Annotated in this window: 41 protein-coding genes and 1 pseudogene; 34 read left to right on the top strand and 8 right to left on the bottom strand. The window is 67.7% G+C overall.

Annotated elements, in window-relative coordinates; translation table 11 throughout:
• The first annotated feature begins 88 nt into the window (after window positions 1–88).
• From ACFWU9_RS08240 to ACFWU9_RS08175, 14 genes are all read left to right on the top strand, one after another.
• Window positions 89–301, top strand: coding sequence for a hypothetical protein (locus ACFWU9_RS08240; RefSeq protein WP_384315594.1), 213 nt, complete (start codon window positions 89–91; stop codon window positions 299–301).
• 29 nt (window positions 302–330) lie between these two features.
• Window positions 331–1,686 (top strand): hypothetical protein, encoded by a 1,356-nt coding sequence (locus ACFWU9_RS08235; RefSeq protein ID WP_384315593.1) that lies wholly within the window; start codon window positions 331–333, stop codon window positions 1,684–1,686.
• Window positions 1,683–3,740 carry a hypothetical protein gene (locus ACFWU9_RS08230; RefSeq protein WP_384315592.1) on the top strand — a complete coding sequence of 686 codons (2,058 nt, stop codon included), beginning with the start codon at window positions 1,683–1,685 and terminating at the stop codon, window positions 3,738–3,740. Before ACFWU9_RS08235 ends, ACFWU9_RS08230 begins: the two co-directional genes overlap by 4 nt.
• A gap of 189 nt (window positions 3,741–3,929) precedes the next feature.
• A complete protein-coding gene (locus tag ACFWU9_RS08225; RefSeq protein WP_384315591.1) occupies window positions 3,930–4,256 on the top strand; it encodes a hypothetical protein in 327 nt (108 codons plus the stop codon).
• Window positions 4,257–4,279: 23 nt separating this feature from the next.
• A complete protein-coding gene (locus tag ACFWU9_RS08220; protein WP_384315590.1) occupies window positions 4,280–4,447 on the top strand; it encodes a hypothetical protein in 168 nt (55 codons plus the stop codon).
• Between the two features lie 278 nt (window positions 4,448–4,725).
• Entirely contained in the window at window positions 4,726–4,923 is a 198-nt protein-coding gene (locus ACFWU9_RS08215) for a hypothetical protein (protein WP_384315589.1), read from the top strand.
• 84 nt (window positions 4,924–5,007) lie between these two features.
• On the top strand, window positions 5,008–5,490 hold the full coding sequence (locus tag ACFWU9_RS08210) for a hypothetical protein (protein ID WP_384315588.1): 483 nt from the start codon (window positions 5,008–5,010) through the stop codon (window positions 5,488–5,490).
• An 18-nt stretch (window positions 5,491–5,508) separates the two neighbouring features.
• Entirely contained in the window at window positions 5,509–5,715 is a 207-nt protein-coding gene (locus tag ACFWU9_RS08205; protein WP_384315587.1) for a hypothetical protein, read from the top strand.
• Complete coding sequence (locus ACFWU9_RS08200) at window positions 5,712–5,888, top strand: hypothetical protein (RefSeq protein ID WP_384315586.1); 177 nt, start codon at window positions 5,712–5,714, stop codon at window positions 5,886–5,888. Before ACFWU9_RS08205 ends, ACFWU9_RS08200 begins: the two co-directional genes overlap by 4 nt.
• An 8-nt stretch (window positions 5,889–5,896) precedes the next feature.
• Window positions 5,897–6,121, top strand: coding sequence for a hypothetical protein (locus tag ACFWU9_RS08195; protein ID WP_384315585.1), 225 nt, complete (start codon window positions 5,897–5,899; stop codon window positions 6,119–6,121).
• Window positions 6,122–6,170: 49 nt separating this feature from the next.
• Window positions 6,171–6,605 (top strand): hypothetical protein, encoded by a 435-nt coding sequence (locus ACFWU9_RS08190; RefSeq protein ID WP_384315584.1) that lies wholly within the window; start codon window positions 6,171–6,173, stop codon window positions 6,603–6,605.
• 85 nt (window positions 6,606–6,690) lie between these two features.
• Complete coding sequence (locus ACFWU9_RS08185; protein ID WP_384315583.1) at window positions 6,691–7,416, top strand: PP2C family protein-serine/threonine phosphatase; 726 nt, start codon at window positions 6,691–6,693, stop codon at window positions 7,414–7,416.
• On the top strand, window positions 7,413–7,832 hold the full coding sequence (locus ACFWU9_RS08180; protein WP_384315582.1) for a hypothetical protein: 420 nt from the start codon (window positions 7,413–7,415) through the stop codon (window positions 7,830–7,832). The genes ACFWU9_RS08185 and ACFWU9_RS08180 overlap by 4 nt, the downstream gene beginning before the upstream one ends.
• Before the next feature lie 136 nt (window positions 7,833–7,968).
• On the top strand, window positions 7,969–8,481 hold the full coding sequence (locus ACFWU9_RS08175; protein WP_384315581.1) for a hypothetical protein: 513 nt from the start codon (window positions 7,969–7,971) through the stop codon (window positions 8,479–8,481).
• A gap of 17 nt (window positions 8,482–8,498) precedes the next feature.
• On the opposite strand, the gene ACFWU9_RS08170 is transcribed toward ACFWU9_RS08175, so the two are convergent.
• The 4 genes from ACFWU9_RS08170 to ACFWU9_RS08155 are packed head-to-tail and all read right to left on the bottom strand — an operon-like array spanning window position 8,499 to window position 9,996.
• Window positions 8,499–8,687 carry a hypothetical protein gene (locus ACFWU9_RS08170; protein ID WP_384315580.1) on the bottom strand — a complete coding sequence of 63 codons (189 nt, stop codon included), beginning with the start codon at window positions 8,685–8,687 and terminating at the stop codon, window positions 8,499–8,501.
• 45 nt (window positions 8,688–8,732) lie between these two features.
• On the bottom strand, window positions 8,733–9,035 hold the full coding sequence (locus tag ACFWU9_RS08165) for a DUF6221 family protein (protein ID WP_384315579.1): 303 nt from the start codon (window positions 9,033–9,035) through the stop codon (window positions 8,733–8,735).
• Window positions 9,032–9,772 (bottom strand): endonuclease domain-containing protein, encoded by a 741-nt coding sequence (locus tag ACFWU9_RS08160; protein ID WP_384315578.1) that lies wholly within the window; start codon window positions 9,770–9,772, stop codon window positions 9,032–9,034. Before ACFWU9_RS08160 ends, ACFWU9_RS08165 begins: the two co-directional genes overlap by 4 nt.
• Window positions 9,769–9,996 (bottom strand): hypothetical protein, encoded by a 228-nt coding sequence (locus ACFWU9_RS08155; RefSeq protein ID WP_384315577.1) that lies wholly within the window; start codon window positions 9,994–9,996, stop codon window positions 9,769–9,771. Before ACFWU9_RS08155 ends, ACFWU9_RS08160 begins: the two co-directional genes overlap by 4 nt.
• Window positions 9,997–10,163: 167 nt before the next feature.
• Here ACFWU9_RS08155 and ACFWU9_RS08150 point away from each other — a divergent pair, with 167 nt between their 5' ends.
• Genes ACFWU9_RS08150 through ACFWU9_RS08120 form a run of 7 tightly spaced genes read left to right on the top strand, consistent with a single transcriptional unit; the run spans window position 10,164 to window position 12,116 of the window.
• The gene (locus tag ACFWU9_RS08150) at window positions 10,164–10,559 is read left to right on the top strand and encodes a hypothetical protein (protein WP_384315576.1); all 396 of its coding nucleotides are present in this window, start codon (window positions 10,164–10,166) and stop codon (window positions 10,557–10,559) included.
• A 46-nt stretch (window positions 10,560–10,605) separates the two neighbouring features.
• Window positions 10,606–10,791 (top strand): hypothetical protein, encoded by a 186-nt coding sequence (locus ACFWU9_RS08145; protein WP_384315575.1) that lies wholly within the window; start codon window positions 10,606–10,608, stop codon window positions 10,789–10,791.
• Window positions 10,788–11,000 carry a hypothetical protein gene (locus ACFWU9_RS08140; protein WP_384315574.1) on the top strand — a complete coding sequence of 71 codons (213 nt, stop codon included), beginning with the start codon at window positions 10,788–10,790 and terminating at the stop codon, window positions 10,998–11,000. Before ACFWU9_RS08145 ends, ACFWU9_RS08140 begins: the two co-directional genes overlap by 4 nt.
• Window positions 10,997–11,422 (top strand): hypothetical protein, encoded by a 426-nt coding sequence (locus tag ACFWU9_RS08135; RefSeq protein ID WP_384315573.1) that lies wholly within the window; start codon window positions 10,997–10,999, stop codon window positions 11,420–11,422. Before ACFWU9_RS08140 ends, ACFWU9_RS08135 begins: the two co-directional genes overlap by 4 nt.
• Before the next feature lie 3 nt (window positions 11,423–11,425).
• Window positions 11,426–11,719: a hypothetical protein gene (locus ACFWU9_RS08130; protein WP_384315572.1), complete on the top strand. Its 294-nt coding sequence runs from the start codon at window positions 11,426–11,428 to the stop codon at window positions 11,717–11,719.
• Complete coding sequence (locus ACFWU9_RS08125; protein ID WP_384315571.1) at window positions 11,716–11,931, top strand: hypothetical protein; 216 nt, start codon at window positions 11,716–11,718, stop codon at window positions 11,929–11,931. The genes ACFWU9_RS08130 and ACFWU9_RS08125 overlap by 4 nt, the downstream gene beginning before the upstream one ends.
• Window positions 11,928–12,116, top strand: a complete 189-nt coding sequence (locus ACFWU9_RS08120) for a hypothetical protein (protein ID WP_384315570.1) — start codon at window positions 11,928–11,930, stop codon at window positions 12,114–12,116. Before ACFWU9_RS08125 ends, ACFWU9_RS08120 begins: the two co-directional genes overlap by 4 nt.
• A 586-nt stretch (window positions 12,117–12,702) precedes the next feature.
• Here the strand turns inward: ACFWU9_RS08120 and ACFWU9_RS08115 are convergent.
• Genes ACFWU9_RS08115 through ACFWU9_RS08100 form a run of 4 tightly spaced genes read right to left on the bottom strand, consistent with a single transcriptional unit; the run spans window position 12,703 to window position 17,015 of the window.
• The gene (locus ACFWU9_RS08115; RefSeq protein WP_384315569.1) at window positions 12,703–14,340 is read right to left on the bottom strand and encodes a hypothetical protein; all 1,638 of its coding nucleotides are present in this window, start codon (window positions 14,338–14,340) and stop codon (window positions 12,703–12,705) included.
• Window positions 14,341–14,355: 15 nt separating this feature from the next.
• Window positions 14,356–15,606 carry a PBSX family phage terminase large subunit gene (locus tag ACFWU9_RS08110; RefSeq protein ID WP_384315942.1) on the bottom strand — a complete coding sequence of 417 codons (1,251 nt, stop codon included), beginning with the start codon at window positions 15,604–15,606 and terminating at the stop codon, window positions 14,356–14,358.
• A 9-nt stretch (window positions 15,607–15,615) separates the two neighbouring features.
• Entirely contained in the window at window positions 15,616–16,143 is a 528-nt protein-coding gene (locus ACFWU9_RS08105; RefSeq protein WP_384315568.1) for a helix-turn-helix domain-containing protein, read from the bottom strand.
• Window positions 16,143–17,015 (bottom strand): hypothetical protein, encoded by an 873-nt coding sequence (locus ACFWU9_RS08100; RefSeq protein ID WP_384315567.1) that lies wholly within the window; start codon window positions 17,013–17,015, stop codon window positions 16,143–16,145. The genes ACFWU9_RS08105 and ACFWU9_RS08100 overlap by 1 nt, the downstream gene beginning before the upstream one ends.
• 150 nt (window positions 17,016–17,165) lie before the next feature.
• On the opposite strand from ACFWU9_RS08100, the gene ACFWU9_RS08095 reads away from it, so the two are divergent.
• From ACFWU9_RS08095 to ACFWU9_RS08035, 13 genes and pseudogenes are all read left to right on the top strand, one after another.
• On the top strand, window positions 17,166–17,951 hold the full coding sequence (locus ACFWU9_RS08095) for a hypothetical protein (RefSeq protein ID WP_384315566.1): 786 nt from the start codon (window positions 17,166–17,168) through the stop codon (window positions 17,949–17,951).
• Between the two features lie 15 nt (window positions 17,952–17,966).
• A complete protein-coding gene (locus ACFWU9_RS08090; protein WP_329390251.1) occupies window positions 17,967–18,824 on the top strand; it encodes a P22 coat protein - protein 5 domain protein in 858 nt (285 codons plus the stop codon).
• Between the two features lie 58 nt (window positions 18,825–18,882).
• A complete protein-coding gene (locus tag ACFWU9_RS08085; RefSeq protein ID WP_384315565.1) occupies window positions 18,883–19,260 on the top strand; it encodes a hypothetical protein in 378 nt (125 codons plus the stop codon).
• Window positions 19,261–19,298: 38 nt separating this feature from the next.
• A complete protein-coding gene (locus ACFWU9_RS08080) occupies window positions 19,299–19,589 on the top strand; it encodes a hypothetical protein (RefSeq protein WP_384315564.1) in 291 nt (96 codons plus the stop codon).
• Between the two features lie 2 nt (window positions 19,590–19,591).
• Entirely contained in the window at window positions 19,592–19,975 is a 384-nt protein-coding gene (locus tag ACFWU9_RS08075; RefSeq protein WP_384315563.1) for a hypothetical protein, read from the top strand.
• Window positions 19,975–20,313 (top strand): hypothetical protein, encoded by a 339-nt coding sequence (locus ACFWU9_RS08070; RefSeq protein WP_384315562.1) that lies wholly within the window; start codon window positions 19,975–19,977, stop codon window positions 20,311–20,313. Before ACFWU9_RS08075 ends, ACFWU9_RS08070 begins: the two co-directional genes overlap by 1 nt.
• The gene (locus ACFWU9_RS08065) at window positions 20,310–20,636 is read left to right on the top strand and encodes an HK97 gp10 family phage protein (RefSeq protein ID WP_384315561.1); all 327 of its coding nucleotides are present in this window, start codon (window positions 20,310–20,312) and stop codon (window positions 20,634–20,636) included. The genes ACFWU9_RS08070 and ACFWU9_RS08065 overlap by 4 nt, the downstream gene beginning before the upstream one ends.
• Window positions 20,629–20,832: a hypothetical protein gene (locus ACFWU9_RS08060; protein WP_384315560.1), complete on the top strand. Its 204-nt coding sequence runs from the start codon at window positions 20,629–20,631 to the stop codon at window positions 20,830–20,832. The genes ACFWU9_RS08065 and ACFWU9_RS08060 overlap by 8 nt, the downstream gene beginning before the upstream one ends.
• Window positions 20,829–21,260: a hypothetical protein gene (locus tag ACFWU9_RS08055; protein ID WP_384315559.1), complete on the top strand. Its 432-nt coding sequence runs from the start codon at window positions 20,829–20,831 to the stop codon at window positions 21,258–21,260. The genes ACFWU9_RS08060 and ACFWU9_RS08055 overlap by 4 nt, the downstream gene beginning before the upstream one ends.
• Before the next feature lie 10 nt (window positions 21,261–21,270).
• Entirely contained in the window at window positions 21,271–21,864 is a 594-nt protein-coding gene (locus tag ACFWU9_RS08050) for a phage tail protein (RefSeq protein WP_384315558.1), read from the top strand.
• Window positions 21,865–21,970: 106 nt separating this feature from the next.
• The gene (locus tag ACFWU9_RS08045; protein WP_384315557.1) at window positions 21,971–22,384 is read left to right on the top strand and encodes a hypothetical protein; all 414 of its coding nucleotides are present in this window, start codon (window positions 21,971–21,973) and stop codon (window positions 22,382–22,384) included.
• A 14-nt stretch (window positions 22,385–22,398) separates the two neighbouring features.
• A complete protein-coding gene (locus ACFWU9_RS08040) occupies window positions 22,399–22,794 on the top strand; it encodes a hypothetical protein (RefSeq protein ID WP_384315556.1) in 396 nt (131 codons plus the stop codon).
• Between the two features lie 14 nt (window positions 22,795–22,808).
• Window positions 22,809–26,767 (top strand): annotated as a pseudogene (locus ACFWU9_RS08035) (peptidase M23); the annotation flags it as partial.

The following is a 26,767-nucleotide window of genomic DNA, read 5'->3' as shown; positions in this document are numbered from 1 at the left end:
CGGGTGCCACCACGGAACCGGCGCCGGCAGAGGGGACCGGAACAGCCGGCCCGTAAGCGCACCGATCGACTCACCTGAAAGGACGCCCGTGAACATCGGACTTCTCATCGGCTTGACCCGGTTGCGGGTGGCCCTGCTGGTCGCCGGGCTGGCCTGGTTCTTCGGCCTCACCGCCGACTTCTCCGCCCGCCTCGCGATCGCCGGGCTCGTACTCGTGGCCCTCGCGTTCGACGGGCTCCTCGACGAACAGCGCATCGGCCAGCCCAAGGCCGCCGACCGGCAGCACCAGCCCACCAACTGACCCACCGACACCACGAAGGGACGATCGCCGTGAGCAGCGGATACCTCTCCTGGGCCGAGCGCGAAGCCCAAGCGGAGAAGACGCGCGCCGAAACGAAGCGGATCGCAGCGGAGGCGGAAGCCGCCCAAACCGCCGCCGAGCAGGCCGCCGTATCCGGTGCTGCCAAGACTGCCACCGACGCGCTTGTCGAGCAGGTCAAGCAGGCCAAGCTCGCCAAGCAACTGGAAGCAGTCAAGGACGACTCCAACGACGAGAAGCGACAGCGCAAGCAGCGGCAGAGTGAGAGCCGGGCCGACCAGGGCCTGCGGTTCAAGGCACTCGTCAACGTCGTCATGATCCTCGGGCTCCTCGCCGCCTTGCCCGCCCAGCTCTCCTACTTCCTCCAGCTCCACAAGAAGGGTGAGCAGAACCCCGGCTACTCGTGGCTGATGCTGCCGGTGCCGCTGTTCCTTGAACTCCTCGCCTGGGTCGGAGTCCTGGGTACGCAGTGGGCGCACCGGAAGGGCCTGCCCCGCTGGCCGTTCTGGATCCTCACCGCGACGCTGGCCTCCGTCGCCGGCTACATCAACTTCACCCACGGCGTCGACCAGTACGGCCTCGTGGCTGGCGTCGCCCTGGCGGCAACGTCGATCATCGGACCGCTCCTTGCCGAGGTGCGACAACTTCTTGAGAGCCGCGCGGCAGCCGACCCGAGGAGCCTGGAGCAGCGGGCGCTCGCGAAGGCCGCCGACAGAAAGGCCGCCAAGGAGAAGGAAGCGGCGGACGCCGCCCACGCGGTGGAGGATGCCCGACGCCTGGCGCTGTTCCCCGACGAGTTCGCCGAGTACGAGCGCATCGTCGTCGCGCACCCCACTGGGGCGATCACCCGCGAGGACGCGTGGGAGCAGGCGTGGCACAACTTGCACCTCCTGCCGCTCGGCGTCACGGCCGGAACCCTGGCCGTCCGCGAGGCGGCTCGGGCAGGCATTGAGATCGCACTCGCCGACGCCGGCCGCAGCCCGGAGTCCGTCGCTGTCGACATACTCCTCGCCGACATGTTCGGCCCCGGTCGCGACGACGGTGGACCCTCAGGGAGGGCGTCTGGAGGCGCCCCCGGCGGGGGTGCGGGGGGAGGATCGGGGGCCACTCCGCGGGGCGGCCCCAAGGGCGCTACAACCCTTGGGCGTAAAGGGAAGCAGGCATCTGGCCGCACCAGCTCCAAGACCCCCGAGAAGCCGCTCGACCCGGCCGACGTCGAGAAGGTCCGGAAGCTCGCCGAAATCTCCGGCGGCCCCGACGCACTGTCCGCCCGCAAGGTTCGCGAAGTCATCGGTGGCGGCTCCAACGAGTACGCCGTGCGCCTTCGCGACGCCGTCAAGACCGAGATCCGTCAGGAGTCGAAGTGAGTACCGCAACGCACCCGCAGACGGCCGTCGAGCGGCCCGCGCTGAGCATCGTCAAGGACATCCCCGAGGCGACCAATGGAACGGTCGTCGAGCACCAGGGCAAGTCGGTCCGGCCGGCGTGGCTGGAGTCGCAGGCTGCCCGCCTGGAGCGTGCGAAGCGGCACGCGCTGGGCAACCGCCTGTACGTCCCCTGGATGGGGCGCGGCTACCTCGCCCTTGCCCGCCGCTGGGCCGACGGGTGGCGGGACGACTACCCGCAGATGATCCAGTCCGCGCGTGCCGAGCTCAAGGCGTCCAGTGGGAAAGTGGAAGACGAGTCCAAGTTGAAGGCGACCGTCATCCGGCGCCGCGCCGACTACCGGCGGCACCGGCTGATCTACACCGGCAAGACCGCCGCCTGGGGCAGCGCCACCGCTGTGGGTGCCACCGTCGGAGTGGCGACCGGCGGGCTGTGGATCGATCTCGCGCTCGCCGTCGCCGGGTACGCCACCGGGGTGTGGCAGGGCCGACCCGGCACCCGAACCACCTCCGGTGTCCCACTGAACGGCAGCGTGGCCGAGCTGTGCGCGGGGCTCGATGACGAGACGGTCCAGAAAGCCGTCAACGAGTGCGGGTTCCGCGGCAGCATCCGAATCGTGCAGCCCACCGAGACCAGCCCTGACGGGTCGAGCGTCACCATCTTCGACATGCCCGGAGCGTCCACCGCGGCCGAGCTGAAGAAGAAGCTCGCCTCCCTTGCTGCGGCCCTCGGCCGAGACGTGTCCATGGTGGACGTCACCAAGACCGGGGCTGAGGGCCGGGTGTCTCTGTGGATGAGCGACACCCCGCCGTTCGACGCACCCCGGCCGTCGCCGCTGCTCGACCTGCGAGGTCCGCTCGACGCATTCGACAACGGTGTGCCCGTCGCCTGGAACAAGCGCGGCATGCCCGTCGTGCTCCCGATCAACAACAGCAGCTTCGTCATCGCCGGCGGCACCCGCTCCGGGAAGGGCGTCGGCGCGTCCAACCTGGTCGTCGGTGCCGCCATGGACCCGCGCATCAACCTGCGGATCGTCGCGGGGAAGGAGAACGGCGAGTGGAACGCCTACGCCACCGCCGGTGTCGCCTCCACCTACTTCAAGCCCAGCCCCGAGCGGCTCGTTGCCCTCCTCAAGGCCCTGGTCGCAGACAAGAACCGCCGGGAGCGCACGCTCGACAAGCTGTCGAAGTCGAAGGTCACCACGGACACCATCGGCGCGGTCGGCGGCATCGAACTGCTCATCATCGACGAGGTCGCCACGTACACCAGGCCGGGCAAGCCGATGCGCGACGAGATCCTCGAAGCGCTGACCGACCTCTCAGCCGTAGCGGCTGGTGCCGGAATCCTGATGGTGCTGATCACCCAGTACCCGGAGGTCGACGTCCTTCCCGCGGCGCTGGCAATGAACTGCACCACCCGGTGGGCAATGAAGGTGGAAACGGCTGCGCAGTCGAACGCGATCCTCGGCGGCGGCGCCTCGGGCATGGGCAGGGACTCCTCCAAGTTCGACCCGCCGATCCCCGGCCTCGGCTGGCTTGTGAACGGTTTCGCCGGGATTACCGACCTGGCCCGGTCCTTCGATTTGGACGAGGACCACCGCGGCGAGGTCAGCGAACTGATGCTGCGCGCCGCCAAGCTTCGGGAGAAGGCCGGGCGCCTGGCCGGGGTGTGGGACGACCCGATCGAGCAGATGCTCGCCAAGGAGACCGGCCTTTCATCCGTCGCCGGCGGCCCGAACCGCAACGGTTACCCGGGGCGGGCCGTCGAGGCGTTGAGCCCGGAGCAGCGTCAGCAGCTTGAGGCTGTCCGGGGGGCTCTCGCGGCCATGACGCACTTCGACCGGGACGAGGCCCAGTTGGACGAGATGGCCCGCTTTATCGGCAGCGGCATGACCTCGGCGCGCCTGGGCGAGCTGCTTCGTGACGCGGGCGCCGGCGGCACAGTCAAGATCACCGTTCCCCACAAGGATGGGCGCGTGAACGGCTACCGCCGCGCGGACATCGCTAACGCGGGCCAGTTCCTCAACGGCTCCTGAGCGGCCCGGACACCCCCGGGCGTTGACCTGGTTCGACCCGGTATGCCCTCCGGTCAGGGGGTGGTCAGTTCCCAGACGTGACCCGGGTCGCGTTCACCCCCCGACCGCCCTATGCCCATGGTGCATACCGGGGCAATGCGTGCGCCGTCCTGGGGGCAAACCATCAGAAAACAAACCAAGGAGAACCCTATGACCGCCTGGCAGCCCACCCGCCGAGACCTGAAGAAGTTCACCCGCGACGTTCTCGATCACCCCGGCAAGACCTACTACTCGGTTCTCGACGTGGTGCAGCCCTGGGGAGACACCCGCATGTACCAGGAGATCACCTTCAAGCCGTCCCGGCTCTGGGGTGCCACCTGGGGACACCACGGCATCGAAGGAGTCCTCTCCCTCTACGGGCCCATCACCGACGTGAAGCCCGACGTGCGCCCCCTCTTCGATGGCGGCGGCAAGCAGCACGCCCCGGACACCACCGTCAGCCAGCCCGCCAAGAAGCGCACCCTCGCCCGCCGATAGAAGCCAACCGACAGGAGAAGCACATGGCCCGCCCCGCCAACCACGCCGAACTCTTCAAGGCCGCCGTCGACGCCCGCAAGGAGTTCTTCGCCGACCAGAACCGCACCACCCACCACGCCCTCACGGTCACCGAGAACCGGGCCGTCATGGCCGGCTACTCCTGGCAGGAGATCGTCGACGCCGCCAAGTAAGGCGGATCCATACGGCCACTCGGAGACACAGGGAGAAGCAATGCCCAGCAGCAATATCGCTCGTTACATAACCCCGGCCAAGGCGGTAGTCACCGTCGCCATGGGGTGGGACGGATTCAAGGCGGCTTGCAGTGGATGCCGGGAGACCAAGTTGACCGGCACCTGGAAGCCCGGCCGTGCCGCTGCCCTTAAGTGGGCCGCCGCGCACGCCGACAAGTGCCGCACCCTGCCCCCTAAGTGACCCGCCCTTTCCTGAACCACACCCCAAGGGGATCCACATGCCGTTCAACCCGGACCAGACCCTCAACTGCGGCTGCGTAGTCGCCACCTACACCGTCACCGGCGACCCCGGATGGAGCGGGTGGTGCGCCACCGCCCTGCCGATCATGCGCGCCATGGCCAACAGCGAAGGCAAGGCGAAAACCGCCGCCGGTGCACAGCTCCGAGCCCATGCCAAGGCCAACGGGCTCCGCTGAAGACCGGGGGCGCTCCCCACGCCTGGACAGCCCGGGAGCGCCCCCACCCCACCCGCCACCCGAAAGCAGCAGGAGGACTCTGAGATGACCACGGCCACCGCCGTCAAAGCAAGACCGCCCACCGCGGCGCCGGCACTCGACCTCGACACGCGCCTTGCCGTGGTCGACGCCGCGATGACCGTGCGCCTCCAGGACGCCGTCCTCGCCCACGACATCGACGCCCAGCACCCCGAGACCGTCCTCAACTACGCGGAGATCGTCCGCCTGGTGCCGACCACCACCGGCAGCCCGGTCGCGGCCCTTCTCCGACGGGCCCAGCAGCAGGCCCTCCGCCCCGACGGTTGGTCCCGTGACACCGGCACCAACAGCCGCGGCGGCAACTGCCTGGAGTACGCCCTGATCGCCGAAGCCCGCAACGGGCGCGAAGAGCAGGAAGCCCGCATCCTCCTCCGCCAGGTCATCGGCAGCGGCGACCCCATCACCCACATCAACCGGCGCATCACCCAACCGCGGGCCGCCCAACTCCTCGGCCAAGCCGCCGGGCTGGCCGACAACCTCAACCTCTGACTGAACGAAAGGAACAGCATGCTCAAGAACCTGCTCAAGCGTCGCTCCGCGCCGCAGTCGATCGACCTCGACTCTTCCGCCGACATCGAGGCGGCCAAGAAGGCTGCCGCCGCGGTCAACGCGGGCGACGTCGACGGGGCAGGCGCCATCTGCGCACGCACAGCCAACCCGCGCGCCACAGCATTCGCGGCCTTCCGCTGGATCGAAGTTGAGGAGGGAGCGTGAGCGCCACCGGTTTCCCGAAGCAGATCACCGACGGCAACGGCGATACCTGGGAGCCTGCTGCAGGGCCCGGACGCCACGGTGAGCCTGTCTACTACCCGACCACAGGCCCGGAGAGCTGGGCGCTCACGCCCACCGAGATCCGCGACCAGCACGGCATCCGATCAACCAAGTAGGAGGAACCATGTCCAAGTACGCCGTCGCTTACCCCACCCGCCCAAGCAGTGTGTACACCCAGTGGGTCGAGGCTGACAGCCCGACCGGAGCCGTGCAGGCAGCCGCCAAGCTCGACTGGCCCACCGCCCCCGGCTACACCGTGGCCTTCGACAAGGAGCCCGAGGTGTGGATCAACCGCCGCCCGTACCGAATCCGCTCCAAGCGGGTCTCCGGCCCCGACTACGGCGGCTGACGTGCGACAGCCGGCCGACCTGGCGCGGTGACCCGTGTTCGGGTTACGGGTGTACGTCCCCGAACGGTCGTCGTCCACGCCCGTCGCCGACTTCACGTGCTGCTGTGGGGAGAAGCGGCGGGCCTGCGGCGGCAGTGAGATTGCGGCCCTCACCGCCCACGCCGGCGCCCACCGGGAAACCTGCGAGGCGATCGAACCCAGGCCGTGTGAGCACTGCGGTATCGCCACCCGGCTGTTGTCGAACGGGCAGAACGGCTACCCGGCACACAAGGAATGCCGGGAGACGTGGGAGACCCAGAAGCCCGAGATACGGCGGCGCGAGAAAGCCGCCGAACGCATCAAGAAGATCGAAAAGCAGTGGTACAAGTCGCAGATGCTGCGGGAGCAGCTCACCCGGGATGGCTACGCGCCCGATGTCATAGCCGCACTCATCTCCGGCGGGGCACTGCCCGACCCGGAGGTGGAGGTCGAAGACGACGAGTGAACTCACGGCGGCCCTGGCTATCGCTGGGGCCGTTGCTGGCCTCGTTGTCCGGACAAGGCCAGCCCCCTCACAGGAAGATGACCACATGACGACAGTAAGTGACCGAACGATCACGACCGCCATCGCCAGCCGCGAGGGGACCGCCGAAGACAACGCGGACGCCTGCCGCGTGTACGTACTCGCCGACGGCACGGTTGGCGCCGCAGTCATCGACGGCGTCGGGCATGGACCCCACACCAGCCGCACCGCGCCGCTCCTGGCCGAAGTCGCCGCCCGGCTCTCGGCTCGCCGCGCACCTCTCGCTGGCATCCTGGGTGCCGCCGAGTTGGTCGCTGACGAAGGTGCGGACGGTGAAGAAGCCGACGCGGTCGCGGTCGCCGTGATCCTCCCCCCGGGGGGACGGCAGGCGCGTGCCGCGTGGGTGGGCGACTGTCGGGCTTACGGGTGGGACGGCACGCGGCTCCGCCAGTACTCCACTGACCAAACGATGGGCGAGTGGGCGCGCCGCCACGGCGATGTCCCCATCGAGGTAGCCGCGCACCACGACTCGTGGGTGCGCGTCAGCCTCAGCACCGCCACGGTCGCCTCCGTCGGCGAAGTCGGCATCGACGATCACCTCATCGTGCTCACCTCGGACGGTGTGCACGACCAGATCGACCCCGAAGTGCTGACCACCGTGGTGCGCGAGCACGCCGACAACCCGCAGAACCTGGCCGACGCTCTCGTTGCCGCAGCGCAGGACGACGACGAGGGATACCGCGACGACGCCACCGTCGTAGTCGTTGCCCGCACCCTGGGGGTCGCACCTTGACCGACAAGAGGACCTGGGCCTGGCGAATCACCGACCAGACCCGAAACCGCACGCGACTGGCCGCAGGGCACATAGCGGCCGATGCGGACCTGCGCGAGTGGGACGTCGCCCAGCAGATCGCCAACGAGGCCCGGGAGGTGCACCCCGAATTGGGCGATGTGAACATCGTCCTATGGGCGAAGGAGAGCCTCCTCCCCGACGGCTTTCCGATCCCGTGGCCGTCGGACCGGGACCCGCACGGTGACGACCGCGCACCCTCCGAGGCTGCCCTCTACTCCTTCGCGTCACCCGCCAAGCAGGACCTTGCCGCCCGAGCCAGGGCTGACGCCTTGAGTCGGCGCGATGAGGCCGCCGCCCACATCACAATCCAGGCCGCCGTGAACGTTGTCGCCAGGCTCGACGCCGAAGAGGCTTAACTGCGAAGCGGCCCACCACGCACGGCCCCGACCTTCACCGGCCGGGGCCGTTGCCATTCGACGGGATTCACCGAACCAACCCGTATCAACATCAACAAGCGATAGCATCCCGATCCACCACAGTCCTGGGGGGACCATGACGAACAGCATGCCGCCGCCACCCGAAACACCACCAACGGTCCCGCCGCCCCTGACAGAACCAGGCGACATCCCCCATCAGAAGCACGGCCCTGGGCCCCTCGCCGCCGGGCTCATCGGCCTCACCCTCGGAGCCGGCATAGTTGGCGCCGCATGGACCATCACCGCCAACAGCGACCCCGGCAAGCCTGCCACGTTCACACTGGAAGGCGAGTTCACCCTCCTCGAAGACGCCGTCGATATTGACGACAGCTGCGCCGGCACCGGCGGCTACGACGACATCGCCGAAGGAACCTCCGTCACCGTGTACGGAGCCAAGGGTGACGTCATCGCGACCGGTAGCCTCGGCAAAAGCAGTTCCGCCGCCTTCGGCACGTGCACCTTCGACATCGCCGTCGCGGACGTTCCGAAGGGTGAGAAGTTCTACAAGGTTGAGGTGTCCCACCGGGGCACGCTGCAACTGTCGGCGGAGCAGGCGGAGAACGGGGAGCTCGCCAGCACCCTCGGCTGACCCACCCAGAGCATGTCTCAGCCCCGGGCCGTCTGGTCCGGGGCTGTTGTGGTTGTGGCCCGGGCGAGCCACCTGTCGCCGGCGATCTGCGCGGGGTTTTGGGTGACCGCCACCCGCACACCGTGGTCGGCCAGCAGGTCGAGGAGCTTCAGCCCGTCGGCGCATTCCCGCTGGGTTTCGCCGATGATGCCGATCCGAATCGCCATGCGGCCAGTCTGCCGGGTGGGCGGGGGCGGTTGGGGCGGAAACGGCTACTCGGACCAGGACGGGTCGAAGTCCTTGTGGTCGGTGTACTCCCATGCGAGTAGCCGAAGTTGCCGCTCGGCATTCCGCCCGCCCGGCCCGGCGGTCCCGAGGTACGGCACGACCGTCTCCTCGAACAGGGTTCGTCGGGCTTCGGCCGCCCGCGAACTCCGCTGGGCCTGGCTCTCCGCCGCCTCCAGGGTCACGCCCATTCGTTCCCGTTGCGTGATGAGCGTGTTCCCGATCAGCCGCGCGGTCTCAAGGCCCTCATCCAGCCGGGCCCGGAGGAAGGCCACGAGGCTGGCGGTCATGCGGGGCTCCCAGGCTGGTCGGTGGGCTGCTTACGGAGCCTAGCGGCGCGCTCCTCATACCGTTCGTCAGGCTCGATGCCCGCCTCGCGAGCCATTTTCCGCACGTGGGAATCTGTCCATCCTGACGCGCGGGCTACCTCGGTAGGTCGCACTCCTGCCTGCAGTGAAGCGACCACGTAGGCGCGGCGCTCCTCGCGCGGCAGTTTCGACGGGTCCTTCACCTCGGGCGCCATGATCCGCCGAAGGTTGTGCGGCCCGTAGCGACGGTTCAGTCCCGCCCAGTTGCGAGCCGAGCCCGAGTAGCCAGTCGCCGCGTTCTCCCACCCTGCCGCAGTCCGCCGGAAGTTGAGGTAGCCGGTGGTCACCAATGAGCCGATCGGCGGCTCGTCGGGAGTATCTGCGGAAGCGCCTTGGCGTTCCAATTCGATCTTCCACCACGGGTGAGCCAGGTATTCGCGCGCCCACCCGGGTGACGATCCGCAGGGCAGGGCCGAGTTGCAGTCGGAGCACAGGAGGCCACGAACTGCCCACTGCCCCACGGTTGCGTCGTGGTCCACAACGAGGAAGCCGTGTCCGGTCTGCTCAGGCGCAATGCCGCAGATCTCGCAGACTCCTCGGGCGTGCTCGATGAGCCGGTCGTAGTCGTCGCAGGCCAGTTCGTATGCCTTGTGGGCGCAAGGTGCACTGCGGGGCGGCGCGTGCGAGTGGGCGGCCTGACCGGGAGTGATCACCTTCATACGGTGGAGTCCTCGTTGGCGCGCGCCTTTCGGGCGTGGTCGACGACGCCCCTGTCAGGTCGTGCTGGAAGCTTGGCGCCGGGTTCGCGGATGTACCAGTCGATGAGTTCTCGAATGACCGTCGCACGTTCGGTGCCCATGGCCTTCGCGGCGGCATCGAAGTCGTACCAGGTGTCTCCGATGCGGATCTGGCGGGGCGGCGTCTTCGGCTGATTCGGCGACATGCGCTGACTGTATTCGGGTGTAGCTACCGGCGTCATCTTCGCTCCTTTCGGGTGTAGCTACGAGGTGTAGCTACAAATTCTCGACGATCGGCTTGCGGGGTGTAGCTACGCAAGCTTAAGGTGTAGCTACACCTCGAACAAGGGGTACACCGCACCAGGGGGACTCGTTGAACGTCAGCCGCCACATCGCCCGCACCCACCAGGCCGCCCGCATCGTGACCCAGGCCCTCGCCTACCGGTGCCGCTCAGGTCTCATCGCCGCAGCCGTCGAAGCGGGCCGGCTCATCCGCACCGGCGACCTCCTCGACCGGCTGGGCGCGAGCGACCTGAAGGACGGGCACAAGTCCTGGTACGGGCGCGCGGTCAAGAAGGCATTCGTCGCTGCTAACGGGTCCGAGCCGGTGCGGGTTTGGGCGCAGCACCGCACCACCGGGCGCTACCTGCACGTCCACGCGTACAACCCGTTCGACATGGCCCTGTACATCGGGCTCGCCACGTACAAGCAGACCAAGCACCTCGCCCGCCCCGCGTTCTTCCAGGCGGCATACGCGGAGGCGGCCTAAGACCGACTTCACCGCCGTCACCCGCCCCGTCCCCGGAAGCGCCTCGATGACCACCCTTTTTCGCCTGTGCAACGCAGCCGGTTGCGACTTCCGCACCGAGGTCGACCCCGCCGACCCGGACGCCGCGTGGGACACCGTCACCGACCACTACCAGGCCGACCACGGCATGACCGGGCCCGAGGCCGCGTACTTCGCGTCCTGGCACAGCACCACCAAGGAGGAGCACCGATGACCGCAAGGAAGCCCCGTAAGCCGTGGCGCGTCACCATCATCGGCCCCGACATCCGGGCCGAGTCCGCGCACACCAGCGAGGCGAAGGCATACGAACTGGTCCGGGCTGCACTTGGTGGTGACAGTCCCGCCACCAAGGCGCGCGTTGAGCAATGGGAGAACGGACGCTGGTGGCACTTCGAAACCGTCGATGCTGGGGACGTCCCGTGACGGCCGACATGCTCGTGCCGCCTCACGGCTGCCGCTGGTGCGGCGACGAACAGGGCCACCACGGCAGCCAGTGGGCACCCATCATCGGCCTGCACCAGTGGATCGAGCCCACGCAGAGGCAGATCCTCGCCCGCATGCGCGACCGCCGGGCCGCGCGGCTCGATGCGCCGCCTGCCGTCGTCCACACCGCCACTGTCGGGGTGTCGCCCTCCGACGGCGGGGCGGATATCCCGTTCTGCGTCCACTGCGAAACAGGTGGGTGCCGCCCGTGGATGCGCGCCCAAGCCCGGCTCAACCAGTGGAGATCAACAGTGACCGCCCGCACCACCCCGCCGCCGCTTCCGCCGTGGGAGGAGACCGTGGAAGAAGCCGCCCACGCCGACGACCGGTACTGGGAACGCGACACCGACAACGAGGAGTAGGTCATGGGACAGCAGATCATCAAGCAGCCTGACGGCAAGCTCGCCGTCTTCTCCACCATCACGGACACGTTCATCGTCGTCGACGCCACCCCCGAGGAGCTTGTCGAGTGGCGAGCCGAAGAGGCTGCCGAGCGGGCGCGCGAGCACACCCTGCGCGAGCTGGGCAAGGTGCTCAACGGAGACCCGCGCAGCGCCTGCTTTCAGTTCGCCATGACCTACGAAGAGGCTGTGGAGAAGGACCGCCAAAGCGACGGAGACCTCATCGACCCGCCCACCACCCAGGAGCCCACGCGATGATCCAGCCCGGACAGACCTACCGGTCGTTGAAGCCGAGCGACAAGGGATGGCGGATCCGCATCGTCGAGGTTGGCGCCACGATGGCCCGAGCCGTAGACGCTTCTAACGGGCGCCCCCTGCTCAACCCCGTCATGCTGCACAGCCTCCACGCCACGGCCACCACCCGCGACGGGAAACCCCGCCGCACCGGATACGTACTGGAGACGCCGTGACGCAGATCAACATCCCCGCCGACGGCCTCCAGATCGGCGACGTCATCCTCCACGCCGCCGGCGAAACCGAGGTCCGCGCTCTCACAAGGAACGGCCACACCATCACGACCAACCCCGGCGCCGACGACCAAATCACCGGTCAAGTCTGGCAACACGTCGAAGCACGGAGGGGTGGTCAGGGATGACGGTCGAGTTGTACTGCACCGGTGATCGATGCGCCGACTGCAATCCGCCCGACCCTGGGAATGATCCCTACGGCGAAGGAGGAGAGTGCTGCGAGGCCACCTGCGGTTGCTGCCCACGCGTCGACGAACACGACCACTGCCGACTTACACCCGGTAGCGAAGAGGACAGCAAGTACTGCGACCAGCACGGCGAAGGCTGGCTGTTCGACCGGTCACCCGAAGCCGAACGCCGCTACCAGATTCTCCCTGGCGCCTGACCAGACAAGGCCCGCCCCACCCGGGGCGGGCCTTTCGTTAGTCTATGAACGAGCCGTCACGGCGCCGCTGATGCCTACTGTCCAGGTGCTTGCACTGCGGGCAATGCCGCATAAACCCGCGCTTCACCAACCACGACATGCCCGCCGTGCACAAATGCATCAACCCGACCACCCAGCTCTGCCCCATGCGGGCCACCCCCGGCATCGTGCACGTCCGGCAATCCCTACAACCCCCGGCCATACGGCTACCCCCTGCTGATCGCGGAAGCCGACTGTAAGGCCGATCAGACTGGCGGGGAGGGTGGTTCGGGAAGGTGACCGCCAACGGGTCACGCAGCCTTCAGGCCCGGCTTCCCGTCCGCCTCATCCTCATCGTCGTTGGCGGCGGACTCGGCTTCCTCGTCCCCGTCTTCAGTATCAGGGTCTTCGTCGTCCGCGACCCCACCGCCCGTGTTGAACGGATCCCCGGCCGGAACCGCCGATGACCTGTCCTCGCGGATCCGCTCAACCTCCTCCATGACCTCCGGGTCATCCAGCTCCGGGCTGCGCATCTTGACCTTCATGAACGTGCTGATTGCCCCCGCCGAATCCAACAGCGACAATGTGCGGGCCGTCGCCTCCTGATCCGGCTGCACCGCCTGCGGCCACGACGCCGTCAACTCGGCTGCCGGGTCCACACCCTTCGCACCGCAGTGCCGGACGTCGACCATCATCAACGTCGTCAGATGCTCAATCAGTGCGGGCCGCGTATACAGCAGCTTCGTGCCCCGGGTTGCCAACGACTCCTCCTTGCGGGCCACGGCCTCCGTCGCGGTCACCGCGACGTTGCCCTCCTCACCGAACGACTGGGCGGAGTAGCCGGCAGAGGACAAGATCTGGCGGCGCAGCGCCTTGCACGTCGCCTCGTGTTCTTCAACCCGGATCTTGAACTGGATCTCGCTAATCGAGTCCTTCATTGTCTCCGCACCGAGCAGCCCGGACAGGGCGACAAGGAGTTCCTTGTCCAGGTCAAAGCGTGCGCCTGTCCCCGGGCCGTCCGTGTCCAGCATCGACTGCGGGACGACAAGCTTCGCCTTGCCGAGCCGAAGATCCCTCATCCAGGACGTCCAGGATTCGTCCAGGGCGTCCATCATCGGCTCCACGCCGGCGAAATCCGAGCGCCCCAGCGGTGCCGTGCCGGGGATCCCGTCCCAAGTTCTGTTCGGCAGCACATTCGGCAGATGCGTGATCAGCAGGCGGTTGATGCCCGTCGCCTGGCGGCCCTGGTCGTCAGCGCGTTCGGCCAGGTACTCGGTGTCGGGGTGGGCGGCCAGGCTGTCCGCGCGCGTGCCGAGCACCCCAACGCCGCCCTCGTACAGTCCGTACTCGATGGTGCCCGGCGTGTGATATTCGAGCAGCCGCCACACCTTCGACTGGTCCGTCAGCGGCGGCAGCTCCCGCCACACGATGGCCGCGGCAAGGAACCCCCACCGCCACTCCGGGATCACCGCCGTCGCCGGGAGAACATCCGTCCACGGCCGGGGCCGCAGCGTTGTGTCCCAAACCGCGCGCAGGTACACGTTGCTCAGCCCGGCCGTCGCCTCCGCAGCCTCGCGCATCTTCGCGTGCCCGCGGTCGTCCAGATACCGGCCGATCTGCGCCTGCGTCGTCTTCGCGGTCACGGCATCGGTGGAGTCCTTGTCGACCGTCACCGCCGGAACATCCGCCCACAGCAGGTTCGCGGACATCTCCGCAATGTCGGCGCCGACCGGAACGTGCAGCTTCGCCGCCTGCTGCCCAGGGGAAGGCTGCCGCCCCCAGAACATGCGCAGCTCCTCTCCGCCGGCCCGCCGCTTGTCGACCTCGTACACAGCCGCCAGATGATCCGTGTTGCCCGAGTACCAGGCTTGCCACATGTCCATGTCGGCGTGCGGGATTTCCAACTGGGGCGGCGGCCACGAGGTGTTGCCGGAAGGGGGCAGCGGCATGACGGGTCCTTTCGATCAGGCGGCCAGGGCGAGATGCCGCTGCCACAGAGCACGGGTGGTGAAGATCGCGTAGCGGAGTGCGTCCACCCCGTGATCAGCAACCTTGATGGGCTGCTCGATGCCACGGAGCGCGGCCTGGTCGTCCCAGGAGTAGCCGCCAATCTCCGTGATCAAGTCCCTGCAGGAGGCGTGGACCAGCAGCTTGTTCGCGGCAAGGAGACTGCTCACCGTGCGGATGCCGTCCATGACGTCGTTCTTCGCTGCGGTCGGCGTCAGCTTGTCCCGGCGCAACTGCGTGCTGAAGCTCGCCGCCGATGGGTCGACACAGGCGAACTGCGGGCGGACCGGCCCGATCCCAGGCACATCGCCGAGCCATGCCCGCATGCGCTGCGAATACTCGGCATCCGTGAGCTGACGCTTCTGCTGCCGCGAGTCGTACCGCCAGTCCGCCGCGGCGTACAGCTTCCGGTCCGCACCCAACCCGAGGAGTACAGCATGGAACGGGTTCTTTGTGCCGTAGTCGACACCCAGGCTGATCCACCGGTGGATGCCGGCCTTTGGGAGGGCGGTGACGATGTGTCGGTCCCGGTCCCAGGAGTCGTAGATTGCGCCTTCTGCGGCGACCCATTCGCCCAAAATGAACCGGCGGTAGAAGAGGCCCTCGTGCATGGCTTTGATGTCGCGCACGTAGTCGGCGTCGAGGAACGGGTTGTCGTCGATCGTGAACGAGAACCGGCGCAGCGGCTTCGTGCCCTCCTGGGACAGCCAGTCCCGCATGAACCAGTGCGCCGGATTGTCTGGGTTCGTGGTGCAGAACAACTGGGCGCCCTTGACTGACATGCGACCGAGGAGCTGCTCGAAGAACACCTGCGGAACAAGAGTGACCTCGTCGACGTAGGCGCCGCAGATCGTCATGCCTCGGATCTTCGGTTCCGACTTGGCGTCGTTGGCGCCGATCACGTGCACAACGCGGCCCAAGATGATCGCGGTCGGCGCACCGGGCGTGTAGTGGATGTACGCGGAGATTGCCCCGAACAGAGCTGAGTTCTGTAGCGGCAGAAACAGGTTCCGGTGAATCGTCTGGGACGTTTTCCCGATGATCACAAGCTCGCCCGTGGTGGGGGCGCTCGCAATGAAGATCAGCCACTTGAGCAGGGACGCGATGGTCTTGCCGGAGCGAATCGCGCCCTCCCAGCAGGAGATCTTCGTTGTCGACTCGGCAACAGACCTCACCTGCTTCCGGGACAGCGGCAACGACTCCAGCATCGTCACCAGCTACGCCTCGCCGTCGGTCTCATCCTCGGCCCGCACGTACTCCGACAGGGCGGCACCCAGGCTGCCGAGCATCGACTTCGCCGCGTCCAGGCCAGCGTTCGTCTCGGCCGGCGCGAGCTTCAGGGACTTGTCGACGGCGATGGCGGCGGCGGTCATGAGCTTGACGCGGTCCGCGATGGGCGCCTCGGAAAACGTGTGGTCGTTGTAGTCGTTGTTCTTGCCGCCGAAGCTGAACACCGTGGTTTCCCGGTAGATGCGGTCAAGGGAGTCTTCGGCGATGTCTATGAATCGGGTGGCAAGGAGCTGGCGCCGCGTCTCAAGGTCCGCTTGACGGGCGGCTGTGGCGGAGGCGACTTCGGGTCCGCGTTCGAAGGTGAGCCCGAGCTTTTCGGCGATCTTGCTGATGGTGCTGCCGCTGCGGTCCATGATCTCGGCGATGTCGTTGCGCGACTTGCCCTGTGAGTGAAGTTCGGCGACGCGATCACGGTCGGCGTTCGTGATGGGGCGGGGTGTTCGACGAGCAGCCATCAGCGGCCTCCAGTGCGTGCGTGCCGCCGGAGCAGCAGCGGTAGAGGCGTACCGCCCGTGTGCCATTCGCGCAGGTAGGGAACGAGCGAGCACCGGCAGTGAACGTGGCGAGGCGGACCGCTGATAGCGCTCGGAAACCGGGTGCCCCTCGTGTCGAGTGACAGGCCGCCGGGGAACTCCTGGCCGGGCAGAATCGAACGCCCGGCGTAAGCGGTACACGAGGGGCAGGCGCCTGGCTCGGTCACCCACAGAAGGCGCACAGTGGGGCCGATGGCGCGGGCGACGGCGGTAGCACCCCAGGCGGCTGCGCTGGTTACGGCGACGGCCATGGTCCGGGTGATGCGCCCGATGGCCCGCCTTGCCCGGTTGAAAACGGCGAGGAGCCCGCTGAGGCCGAGCGCGGTAAGGCTGGCAGTAGTGAGCAGCGTGAGGGCGTGCTGGTGCTCCTCCTCGACGGCTGCGGGCGCACCGTCGGCTGCGGCTTTCGCGTCGGGCCCGATGACCGGCTGTACGGCCGGGGGGCGGGTGCCGGTCATGTCGACGACCAGGCTGCTGGCTTGTTGGGCTCCGAGCTGCGCCGCGGTGAACGCGGCGCGCTGGATGGCGCGTTGGGCCTGACTGCCCTGCCCTCGGAACGCGGTTGCGAGCGCGGTGCGGACGGCTGCAATGAGTTTCGCCAGTGCGCTTTCCGCTGGTGCGGTCTGTGCGGCGGACGTGCTGTGCAACCACCGCTGCGTTGCGGCGGCTTGGGCCTCGGCGAGCGCTTCCGCGAGGGATTGGACCGCTGCGGCGGCGGCTTGGGTTTCGAGCCGGCGGATGGCGGCGGGGTGCTGCTGCGCGGTTGCGGCTGCTGCGGTGCTGCTGGCTGCCATTACCCACCTCCGATCCTTTGAATCTAAGGACATCTTGCGCTATGACCTTCGATTGTGCAGCATTGAGGCAGGTTCAGGGTTAACATCTGGGTCAACACGTTGCGGACAAGGCGCCGCACAAGCGTGTAGGCCGCCCAAGGAGGCACCGAGATGACAACCCCCGCCCAGCCCGCACCACCCGAGGGACCGACCACGGAACCCGACACCCAGCCGGCCACCCCGCCCGAACCCCCGGCCGCACCGACTCCGCCAGAGCCGGCCGCACCCGCCAACCCCGCCGAACCGTCAGAGCCCGCCACCGAACCGAAGGCCAAGGCGCCCAAGTTCGAAGGCGACTTCGACCCCGCCCGCTTCGAAAAGCTTGTCGAAAACCTCCGCGGAGACGTCGCGGCCGAGAAGGCCAAGCGTGAAGCCGCGGAGCAAAAGGCCCAAGACGATCAGGCGGCGATGCAGAAGCGCTTCGCCGCCGCCCTCGGACTGGAGCCCGACGAGGAGAAGCCGCTCACCCCGGAAGAGTTGACCAAGAAACTGGCCGAGGAGCAGACACGGACCAAGGCGTCCGACGATCGCGCCCGCCAGACCACGGTTGAACTCGCCGTTTACAAGACGGCCGGGACGCACGGTGGGGACCCTGACGCACTGCTCGACTCCCGTTCCTTCGCCAATGCCATCGCCAAACTCGACCCGGCCGCCGACGGTTTCGACACCGAGGTCGGCAAGGCCGTGAAGGCGGCGGTGGAGGCGAACAAGAAGCTCGCGGCCAAGGCGCCCGAGCCGACACCGGAGCCCACCCCCGCGGGTGGCGCACCGATGGACGGGGCCCCGGGCAGCAAAAGGCAGTTGGGCGAGGCGGACCGCAAGCGCATGACCCCCGCAGAGATCGCCAAAGCCACCAAGGCAGGGCTTTTCAACACCTACCTGGGCGGCGGAGGCTGACCCTAGGAGCCTCCCTTGTCCGTCGCCAATTTCAAGCCTGAGATCTGGAGCGCACTGCTCCTCGACGCACTCCGCGACAGTCTCGTCTACGCCCAGCCGCAGCTCGTAAACAGCGACTACGAGGGCGAGATCCAGAACTTCGGCCAGAGCGTGCACATCACGACCATCGGTGACCCGACGGTCAGCGACTACGACCCCAATGTCGACCTCGACTACGAGGAGATCGAGACTGCGGGCGTCGACCTGATCATCGACCGGAAGAAGTTCTTCGCCTTCAAGCTCGACGACGTCGACAAGGCGCAGGCCAGGGTCAATCCGATGGCCAAGATGGCGACGAACTCGGCGTACAAGATGCGCGACGCCGCCGACGCCTACGTCGCGAGCCTCTACACCGGGGTCGCCGCCGCGAACACGGTCGGCTCCACAGGCTCCCCCGTCAACACGTTCACGACGCCGACGGACGCCTACAACAAGATCCTCATCCCGCTCCGCACCAGGCTTAACCGGGCCAGTGCTCCCACCGAGGGCCGCTATGTCGTCATCACACCGGAGCTGGAAGGAAGCCTCCTCCAGGACGACCGGTTCGTGAAGGTCGACGCCTCCGGCACCAGCGAGGGTCTGCGCAACGGCATCATCGGCCGCGCCGCGGGCTTCGACATCCTCATGTCGAACAACGCCCCCAACCCGTCCGGCGACACCCAGGTCATCCAGGCCGGCTACCCCGGTGCGATCACCTACGCCGACCAGATCCTGGAGACCGAGGCCCTGCGGCTTCCGAACACCTTCGCTGACGCAGTCCGTGGTCTGCACGTGTACGGCGCGAAGCTCGTGCGCCCGAACGGCATCGCGGTCGCGTTCATCGACCCCGCGTGATTCGCGCCCGGCGTGATCCTCGCCGCCTCATCTGACCCAGACCCCGGGAGCCCACCCCATGCCTCGTACCGCAGTTCCGTACACGCCCCTCGTCCCCAACAACCACCTCACCGACGTGGCGGGGACCACGGTCGACTCCACCCTCGTCACCAACGGTGTCGTGATCAACGACGCCGATCCGGAGCACACGCTGATCCGGGTCACGAACACGCACTCCTCGGCCCACTCCGTCACCGTCAAGGCCGGTACCAGCTCCGCCGCTTGGATGGCCGGACAGGGCGACCTTGTCCAGCCCGTCGCGCTCACCTCGGGGGTGGAGTGGCTGGGTCCGTTCACCAGCGCCCGGTTCCAGCAGCCGGGCACCAAGCTGTACGTCGACTTCGCCTCGGGTCACACCGGTGCGATCACCGTCTTCAAGCTTCCTCGGGCGCTCTGATGGCGGCCGGCAAGTACAGGGGCCCGGGCGGTCTGATCGTGCTGCTCGACGAGCCGCTCAACTCTGAGATGGCGAAGCAGGTGTTGAGCGGGCACCTGTCCCGCGTGACCGAGGATTCCTCGGAGCCGGAAGCGCCGGCCGCCCCGAAGACACCGGAACCCACCGACCCTGGCGGGTCTGCGGAGAAGCCCGCGGCGGCAGCGAAGGTCGACGACTGGCGGGCCTACGCGGTGTCCCTCGGCATGTCCGAGGAGGACGCTGCGGCGGCAACGAAGAAGGATCTTCAGGAGTACGTCCAGGTCGTCGAAGACGCGGACGGCAACGAGTAGCCATGGCCTACGCGACCGTCCCTCAACTCGCCGACTGGCTCGCTCCCGAGCCTGCGCCGGCGACCGCTGTGCGCCTGCTGGAACAGGCCTCGGACGCGATCAACGTTGCCCTGTACGGGGTGGCGTATGACGTGGACGACCCCGATGTGCTGGCCGTACTCGCCAAGGCGTGCGTGCGGCAGGTGCACTGGATGGTCGAGCGGGATGACGAGACGGGCGCCCTGTCCGATGTGCAGTCGATGACGGCGGGGAAGCGATCGTTCGCCAGGTTCGCCCGCAGCGGTGGCAGTTCGGGGCTGAGTGCGACGCCGAAGCTGTGCGATGCCGCGGTGGACGTACTGCGCGTGGCGGGGCTGCTGACGTTCCATCCGCTGGTGGTGGGCTGATGCCGGGCCTGATCGGTCGTCAGACGGTGACGCTCCTTGATGCACCTCTCGTGGTCGGCGACTACAACGCCGAGGTCCGGGACTGGGAGCACGCCACCGAGACCCCGGTATACGGCTGCACGATCGATTACACGGGCGCTTCGGAGTCGACGGAGGCCCGCGACCGGACGGTCACTACGGCCGAGTTGTTCATGCCGCGCCGCGCCTCTCGGGTTTCGGAGTGGCAGCGGGTGGTGTGGGACGGGCGCACGTGGGAGGTCGACGGCGTGCCGGCCGATTCCCAGGTGGCAGGCCCGCTCAGTGGCCAGGTCGTGAAGCTCCTGGAGGTGGCCGGATGAGCGACGTTGAGATTTTCGAAGACGCCATCGAGGCCCTGGCCCTGTCCCGGCAGGTCCAGGACGACATGGAAGCCCGCATGGATCAGGTGGTGGCGGTCGCGAAGGCCACCGCCCCGGTGCTGACGGGCGACTACCAGGAGTCGATCCACCGCGTGAAGCAGCCCGACGCCGACGGCACCGTCCATGTCGACACCGACGTGCACTACGCGATCTACGTGGAGCACGGCACCCGGCAGACCGACCGCAACGGCCGCTCCATCCACCCGCCTCGCTACAACCTCAGCCACGCCCTAGACGCCGCAGGAGGCGACCACGATGTCTGACCCCGACCTGGTGAAGCTGAAGCTCACCTTCTGGAACAAAGGCAAGAAGCCCGGCGACGTAATCGAGGTGCGTGCGGAAGACGTCAAGTCCTGGAAGGGCTACGCCGTTCCCGTCGATGCGCCAGCCGCGAAGTCCGCCGAGAAGGCCCCGGTGAAGCAGGTCACCACCGAACCCCCGAAGGCGCCTGCCAAGTGACCACGCCGCTGATCCTCCCCGACTCCAAGCAGATCGCTGTCGAACTGCTCGGCCTGGCCATGCCCGACGTGCACATCACGTCGAAGCTGCCCGAAGGCCGCGCGCTCAACGCGATCATGCCTGCGGTCCGGGTTCTGCGGATCGGCGGCACATCGGATATGCGCGGCTGGTCCGATCCCGCCAGCCGTGACCGGCCCCGATTCTCCGTCGACTGCTACGCGGAAACGGACGGCGCCGCGATGCGCCTGGCCCTGCGGGCGCGCGCCGAATGGGAACTGCTCCCCGGCCAGTCAACGGCCGACGGCACGGTCACTGGCATCTCGGAGGAGACCGGGCCGCAAGACCGACCCGAAGAAGCTGGCACGGGTGTCGCCCGTGTCGGCATGACCTTGGGGATGAGCGTCCGCCCACCCCTCCCGACAAGCTAGGAGGCCCATCGTGGGCGACGCCAGCAACATCATCGTCGGTACAGCCGGCAAAGCGTATGCGGCCGAGATCGGCGCGACGTTCCCTCTCGGACCCGAGATCGCGTGGGGGGCGGATTTCGTCGACATGGGGTTCATCACCCCCGACGGTCTTGAGGAGGCCATGGCGGAAGAGCGCACCACCCTGGACGCCTGGGGCGAAGACGCCCCCGTGGTCGACCTCGCCAAGAAGCGCGACCAGACGTTCAAGCTGACGTTCCGCGAGACAACCGCCCGCCTTCTGTCCCTGTACTACCAGGTCCTCATGACGAACATGACGTCCACCGCCGCGGCGGCAGGCAAGAAGCAGTTCGTCAGCTTCGGCTCCGGGTCAACCCAGGACAAGGTCGAGATCGCCCTCGGCCTCGACGTGATCTACGGCGGCAAGTACCACCGCATCATGATCGCCCGCTGCGGCGTCTCGGACCGAGGCGCCCGCCAGCACTCGCCTGAGAACTCGTCCAACTTCGAGCTGACATTCGGCGCCCTGACCGCCCCCGGCGGCGGGCAGGCCGTTCAGCACTTCATCACGGACGTTCCTGTCCCCGAGGAAGAGGAAGAGGGCTAAGCCCCCGACTGGTGGCCTGTCGCGCACATCTCCTGGGCGGGGGCGGCGCGATGGGCCACCACTTCAAGACCCCCGCCCCGTCCCCGCCTGAGAAGGAACCAATGCCATGGGTAAGCCGAACCGCAAGGTCATCCGCCTCCAGCAGATGCGCGCACAGCGCGCATCAGCCGCCAAGGTCCAGTTCGTTGATGTCGTCTTCGAAAACGCCGACGGCGTCGAGGAGACCTGCACCTTCCCCGTACAGGACAACTGGCCCCTCGAAGTGATCGAGCAGGTCGAGGAGCAGGGCGGCAACGCCAACCTCAACGTTCTTCGCGAGATCGCCCGCCCCGTCGAAGCGTTCGACCGGCTCGTCAAGGTCGCCCACCTCACCGTCGGTGAACTCAAGGAAATCATCGAGCAGATGGACGGGGAGGCGGGCACCGACACGGGGGAAGACTCCAGCTCCTCGCCCTCCTCCGAGAGCACCCAGGAGCCCTCCGAGCCGACATCCAGCGCTACTACCCCGGCCGCCGCCTAGACGAGTTCTGGGCCATGTCCTGGGGCGAAGGCTCGATGAACTGGGCCGAACTCCGCGACCTGGTCGAGCACCTACCGGAGAACTCCGCGACCAAAGCGGCAGCCGCCGGAGACCTCGACGGGCGGCGGTGGACGCAGGACACCTACGCCGTCGCCTCCACCTACAACGCAATCCTCCTGATGATCCGGGTCCTGTGGGCCGCCCACCTCAAGGGCAACCCGCCCGACATGGCCGTCATCGACCCCCCTCGCATGGAGGCCGACGAAGAAAAGGCGCGGCAGGAAGCGGCAGCCGAGAAGCGGGCGATGGCGATCCTCGACCGCTACTCGCCCACCGCGAGCACCCCGGCCGATGACGCGGACATCGACCACTGGGCCAGCAAGATCCGCGAACTTGAAGCGGCGAAGTAGGAGGGGAGGGCAGCGTGGCCGGACCGGAACTTGTCGGACGTACCCGGGTCAGTCTCATCCCGGACCTCAGCACGTTCGGCGACCGCCTCCGCGTCGAGCTGCCCCCCATCGCACTCAAGGCTGGCGAAACCGCCGGTGACGCACTCTCGGACGCCATCGGCGCCCGGCTCAAGGTCGGCCTGCCGAATGCCATGCGTGCCGCCGGTCAGTTCATGCGGCCCGTCGCCACGCAGGCCGGATCCGCTGCGGGCGACTCGTTCGCCAATGGGTTCCAGGCGAAGGTTGAGGCTCGACTCGCGAAGATGAAACCCGCCGTCACGGTGCGCGTGGACCTTGACGATAAGGCCGCCACCGCGGCCCTCAACGCACTGGCCAAGCCTCGAACCATCAAGGCCACCGTCGACCTCGACAGTAAAGCGGCCACGGCCGGCCTGACGGCGCTCACCGCCGACCGCGGCATCAAGTTGACGGCGACGCTGGACGACACGGCGGCGGTTGCAGGGCTCACGAAGCTGACCACGGACCGCACGGTGAAGGTGACCGCGTCCCTGGATGACACGGCTGCCCGCACCGCACTGGGGAAGCTCACCGACCCGCGCACAGTGAAGGTCACCGCCAGTCTTGACGACAAAGCGGCGAAGACGGCGATCGCCCGGCTCATCGGCGACCGCACCGTCCGGATCACCGCACAACTTGACGACACCGCGGCGAAGGCGAAACTTGCCGGCTTCGGGGCGACCACAGTCGACGTGGCAGCGAAGATCAACGACGCGGCGTACAAGCGGGTCGAGAAGGCTCTCGACAAGCTCACCGCCGACCGTAACGTCAACATTCGCCCCGTCATGGACACTCGTGTCGCCGCCGACGAACTGCGCAACCTGTCCCGCCGCCAGCGGGTACGCATCGGCGTCGACGTCGACACAAGGGTCGCCGCCGCAGACATCGCCAACCTCACCAGGCGCCGCGAAGTCGGAGTCACCGCACGGGCCGACACCACCGGGGCGAACACCGCCCTCGCGTTCCTGACACGCAACCGCACCGTCGACATCCGCACCCGGCTCCTCGGACTTGGTGCCCTCACCGCAGCCCTCGGCGCCCTCGGAGGCGGTGGAAGCGGATCCAGCGGCGGCATGGGCATGCTGTCCAGCCGAATCCTCGCCGTCGCCGCGGCAGCCCTCCTTGCCCTGCCGCAGGTCGCAGCCCTCGGGTCGTCCATCGCCCAGATGGGCCCGCTCGCAGCTGTCGCAGCACCGGCAATCCTCACCCTCATCGGCGCGTTCGCCGCCATCAAACTCGGTGCAAGCGGCATCGGCGACGCGATCAAAGCCGCATTCACCCCCGTGCCGGCAGAATCCAAAGCGGCGGCAACTGCGACCCGGCAGGTAGAGACGGCACAGCGCGGCCTGGCGAACGCCCAGCGCGGTGTCGCCGACGCCGAGCGGTCCCTGACCCAGGCGCAGCGTGCCGCCCGCACAGCCCAGGCCGAACTGTCCGCCGCGCGTCGGCAGGCCGCCCGCGACCTGGAGGACATGAACCAGCGCCTCCGACGGGGCTCCCTGGATCAGAAGCAGGCCGCACTCGACGTGTCGCAGGCCGAACTTGATCTGCAGAATGTGCGCACCGACCCCGCCGCCACCCAGCTGCAAATCCAGCAGGCTGACCTTGCCCTTCAGTGGGCCAAAGCGTCCGCCGAGGAGCAGTCCCGGCAGCAGAAGCGCCTTCAGGTCGACACGGCCGCCGCCAACCGGGCCGGGGTGTCCGGGTCTGAGGCCGTGGTGCAGGCCCGCGAGCGCATCCGGGCCGCAGGCGAGCAGGTGGAGGAGCGAGAGCGCAGCGTCGCGGACGCCCACCGTGCTGTCGCCGATGCTGCCCGTGCTGTAGCGGACGCACAGGCGACCGCCGCAACACAAACGTCAGCTCTCGACATAGCCCTCGCCAAACTCTCCCCGAACGCCCGCCAGTTCGTGGGCATCCTCCAGTCCATGGCCCCCGCTTGGCGGGCCATGCGTCTCGATGTTCAAGATGCTCTTTTTGCCGGGCTCGGCACCCGGCTTCAGGCAGTCGGCGGGCAAGTCCTACCCACGGTGCGCACAGGGCTTGTCGGGCTGGCAGGCGTGTTCAGCACCATGGGCAAAAACGCCCTCACCGCCGTCGGCAACCTGGAGAAGACCGGGCAACTCAAGGGCACGTTCGACGTCATCCGCAACGGCCTCGGGAACCTTGCCCAGATCCCCGGCCAGATCGTCACCGGACTCGCCCAGCTCACCATCGCCGCCGGGCCGGCATGGGACCGCATCACCGCGGGCGCCGGGAACGCCATGGATACGGCCGTGGAGAAGCTTGCCGTCGGCTTGGAGAACGGCGGCCTCGAAGAGGCCATCAGTACCGCCTTGGATGTCGCGGTGGCGTTCGGCGGGGTCCTCGCGGACCTGGGCGGCATCTTCTCCAACGTGTTCGGCGCTGCGGCAGCTGGAGGAGGGGACTTTTTTGCCGTCGTCGGCGCCGCACTGGAGGAGATTCGGCGGGTCACGGCACTGCCGGAAGTGCAAGCCGCACTGACCGCGATCTTCACCGCAGTGCAGGCCATCGCCTCCCTGATTGCAGGAACCCTGGGCGCGGTCATCCAGGCGGTGCTGCCCCTGTTCGCGGCCCTGGCCCCGGTTGTGACCGCACTGGCCACTGCCTTGACGCCGGTGCTGGCCCTGCTGGCTCAGGCGCTCGGCCAGGCCCTGATGCCGATCATCAACGCCCTGCTGCCGGTGATCGAACTGATCAGCACCGGGATCATCAGCATCGTCACCGCCCTCACCCCACTCCTCGCACCGATCGGGCTACTCCTCGGGGCAATCATCCAGGCGCTGGCCCCAGTGCTGTCGACGGTCGTCGGCGTGATCGTGCAATTGGTACAGGCGGTCGCCGGCCCGCTCGGCATCGTGATTGCCGCACTCATCCCCGTCGTGCAACTGGTCGGCGATCTCATCGCCCAGGTCTTCGAGGCGATAGCCCCCGTCCTGACACCACTGATCAGCCTGTTCGCGCAGATCGCCGCAGTGATGGCCGGACTGTTCGCCACAGCGATCAAGGCCCTGATCCCGGCACTGATGCCACTCATCCCGGTGATCATCCAGGTTGTTCAGATCCTGGTACAGCTGCTGACCGCCGTCCTGACACCGCTAGCCCCGGTCGTCTCCCAGATCGCCGGCCTGTTCGGTCAGTTCCTCGGAACGGCCATGCGGGCCCTGGCCCCGATCATCGGTCAACTCGCCGGCCTGCTGCTGCAACTGCTGCCCACGCTGCTGCCACTAATCCCGGCCGTAGTCGACCTGGTCATGGCCGTACTCCAATTGCTGCCCGCGCTGTTGCAGCTGGCGCTGTCGGTGATCGTGCCGCTGATGCCGCTGCTCGTACAGTTGGCCGGGCTGCTTACCGGGGTGCTGGGTGCGGCGCTGGCGTTCCTGATCCCGATCGTTGTGTGGGTCATCGAGATGGTGACCAAACTCGCCGAGATCGTCGTCAAGGTCGTCACGAAAATCGTGGAGGGCTTCACCTGGCTCTTCGACATCCTCCTCGGCCACTCGATCATCCCCGACATTGTCAACGGTGCGGTCAGCTGGTTCACCAGTCTCCGAGACCGGGCCCTGGGTATTTTCCGGGCCGTCAGAGACGGCGTTGTTCGCGCCTGGCAGTCCCTGTGGGACGCGGTGAAGTCCACGGCCACCAACGCGTGGGCGGCCGTCCGCAAGGGCTTGGACAAGTTCGCCGACGGCATGAAGGGTGCCTTCGAGACCTTGAAAAAGGGCCTTGGGAAGATCTGGGACGGCCTGAAGTCCCTGGTCAAGGAGCCCATCAAGTTCTGGATCCAGACGGTATATAACCGCGGAATTGTCAGCGTATGGAACAAAACAGCCGCCAAGATTCCCGGTGTTGCCGATCTCAAGGAGATGTCCCTTCCGAAGGGTTTCGCCCGCGGTGG

The organism is Streptomyces sp. NPDC058653 (genome assembly GCF_042716895.1).
Taxonomy (GTDB): domain Bacteria; phylum Actinomycetota; class Actinomycetes; order Streptomycetales; family Streptomycetaceae; genus Streptomyces.
This window is presented reverse-complemented; position numbering and strand designations above follow the sequence as displayed.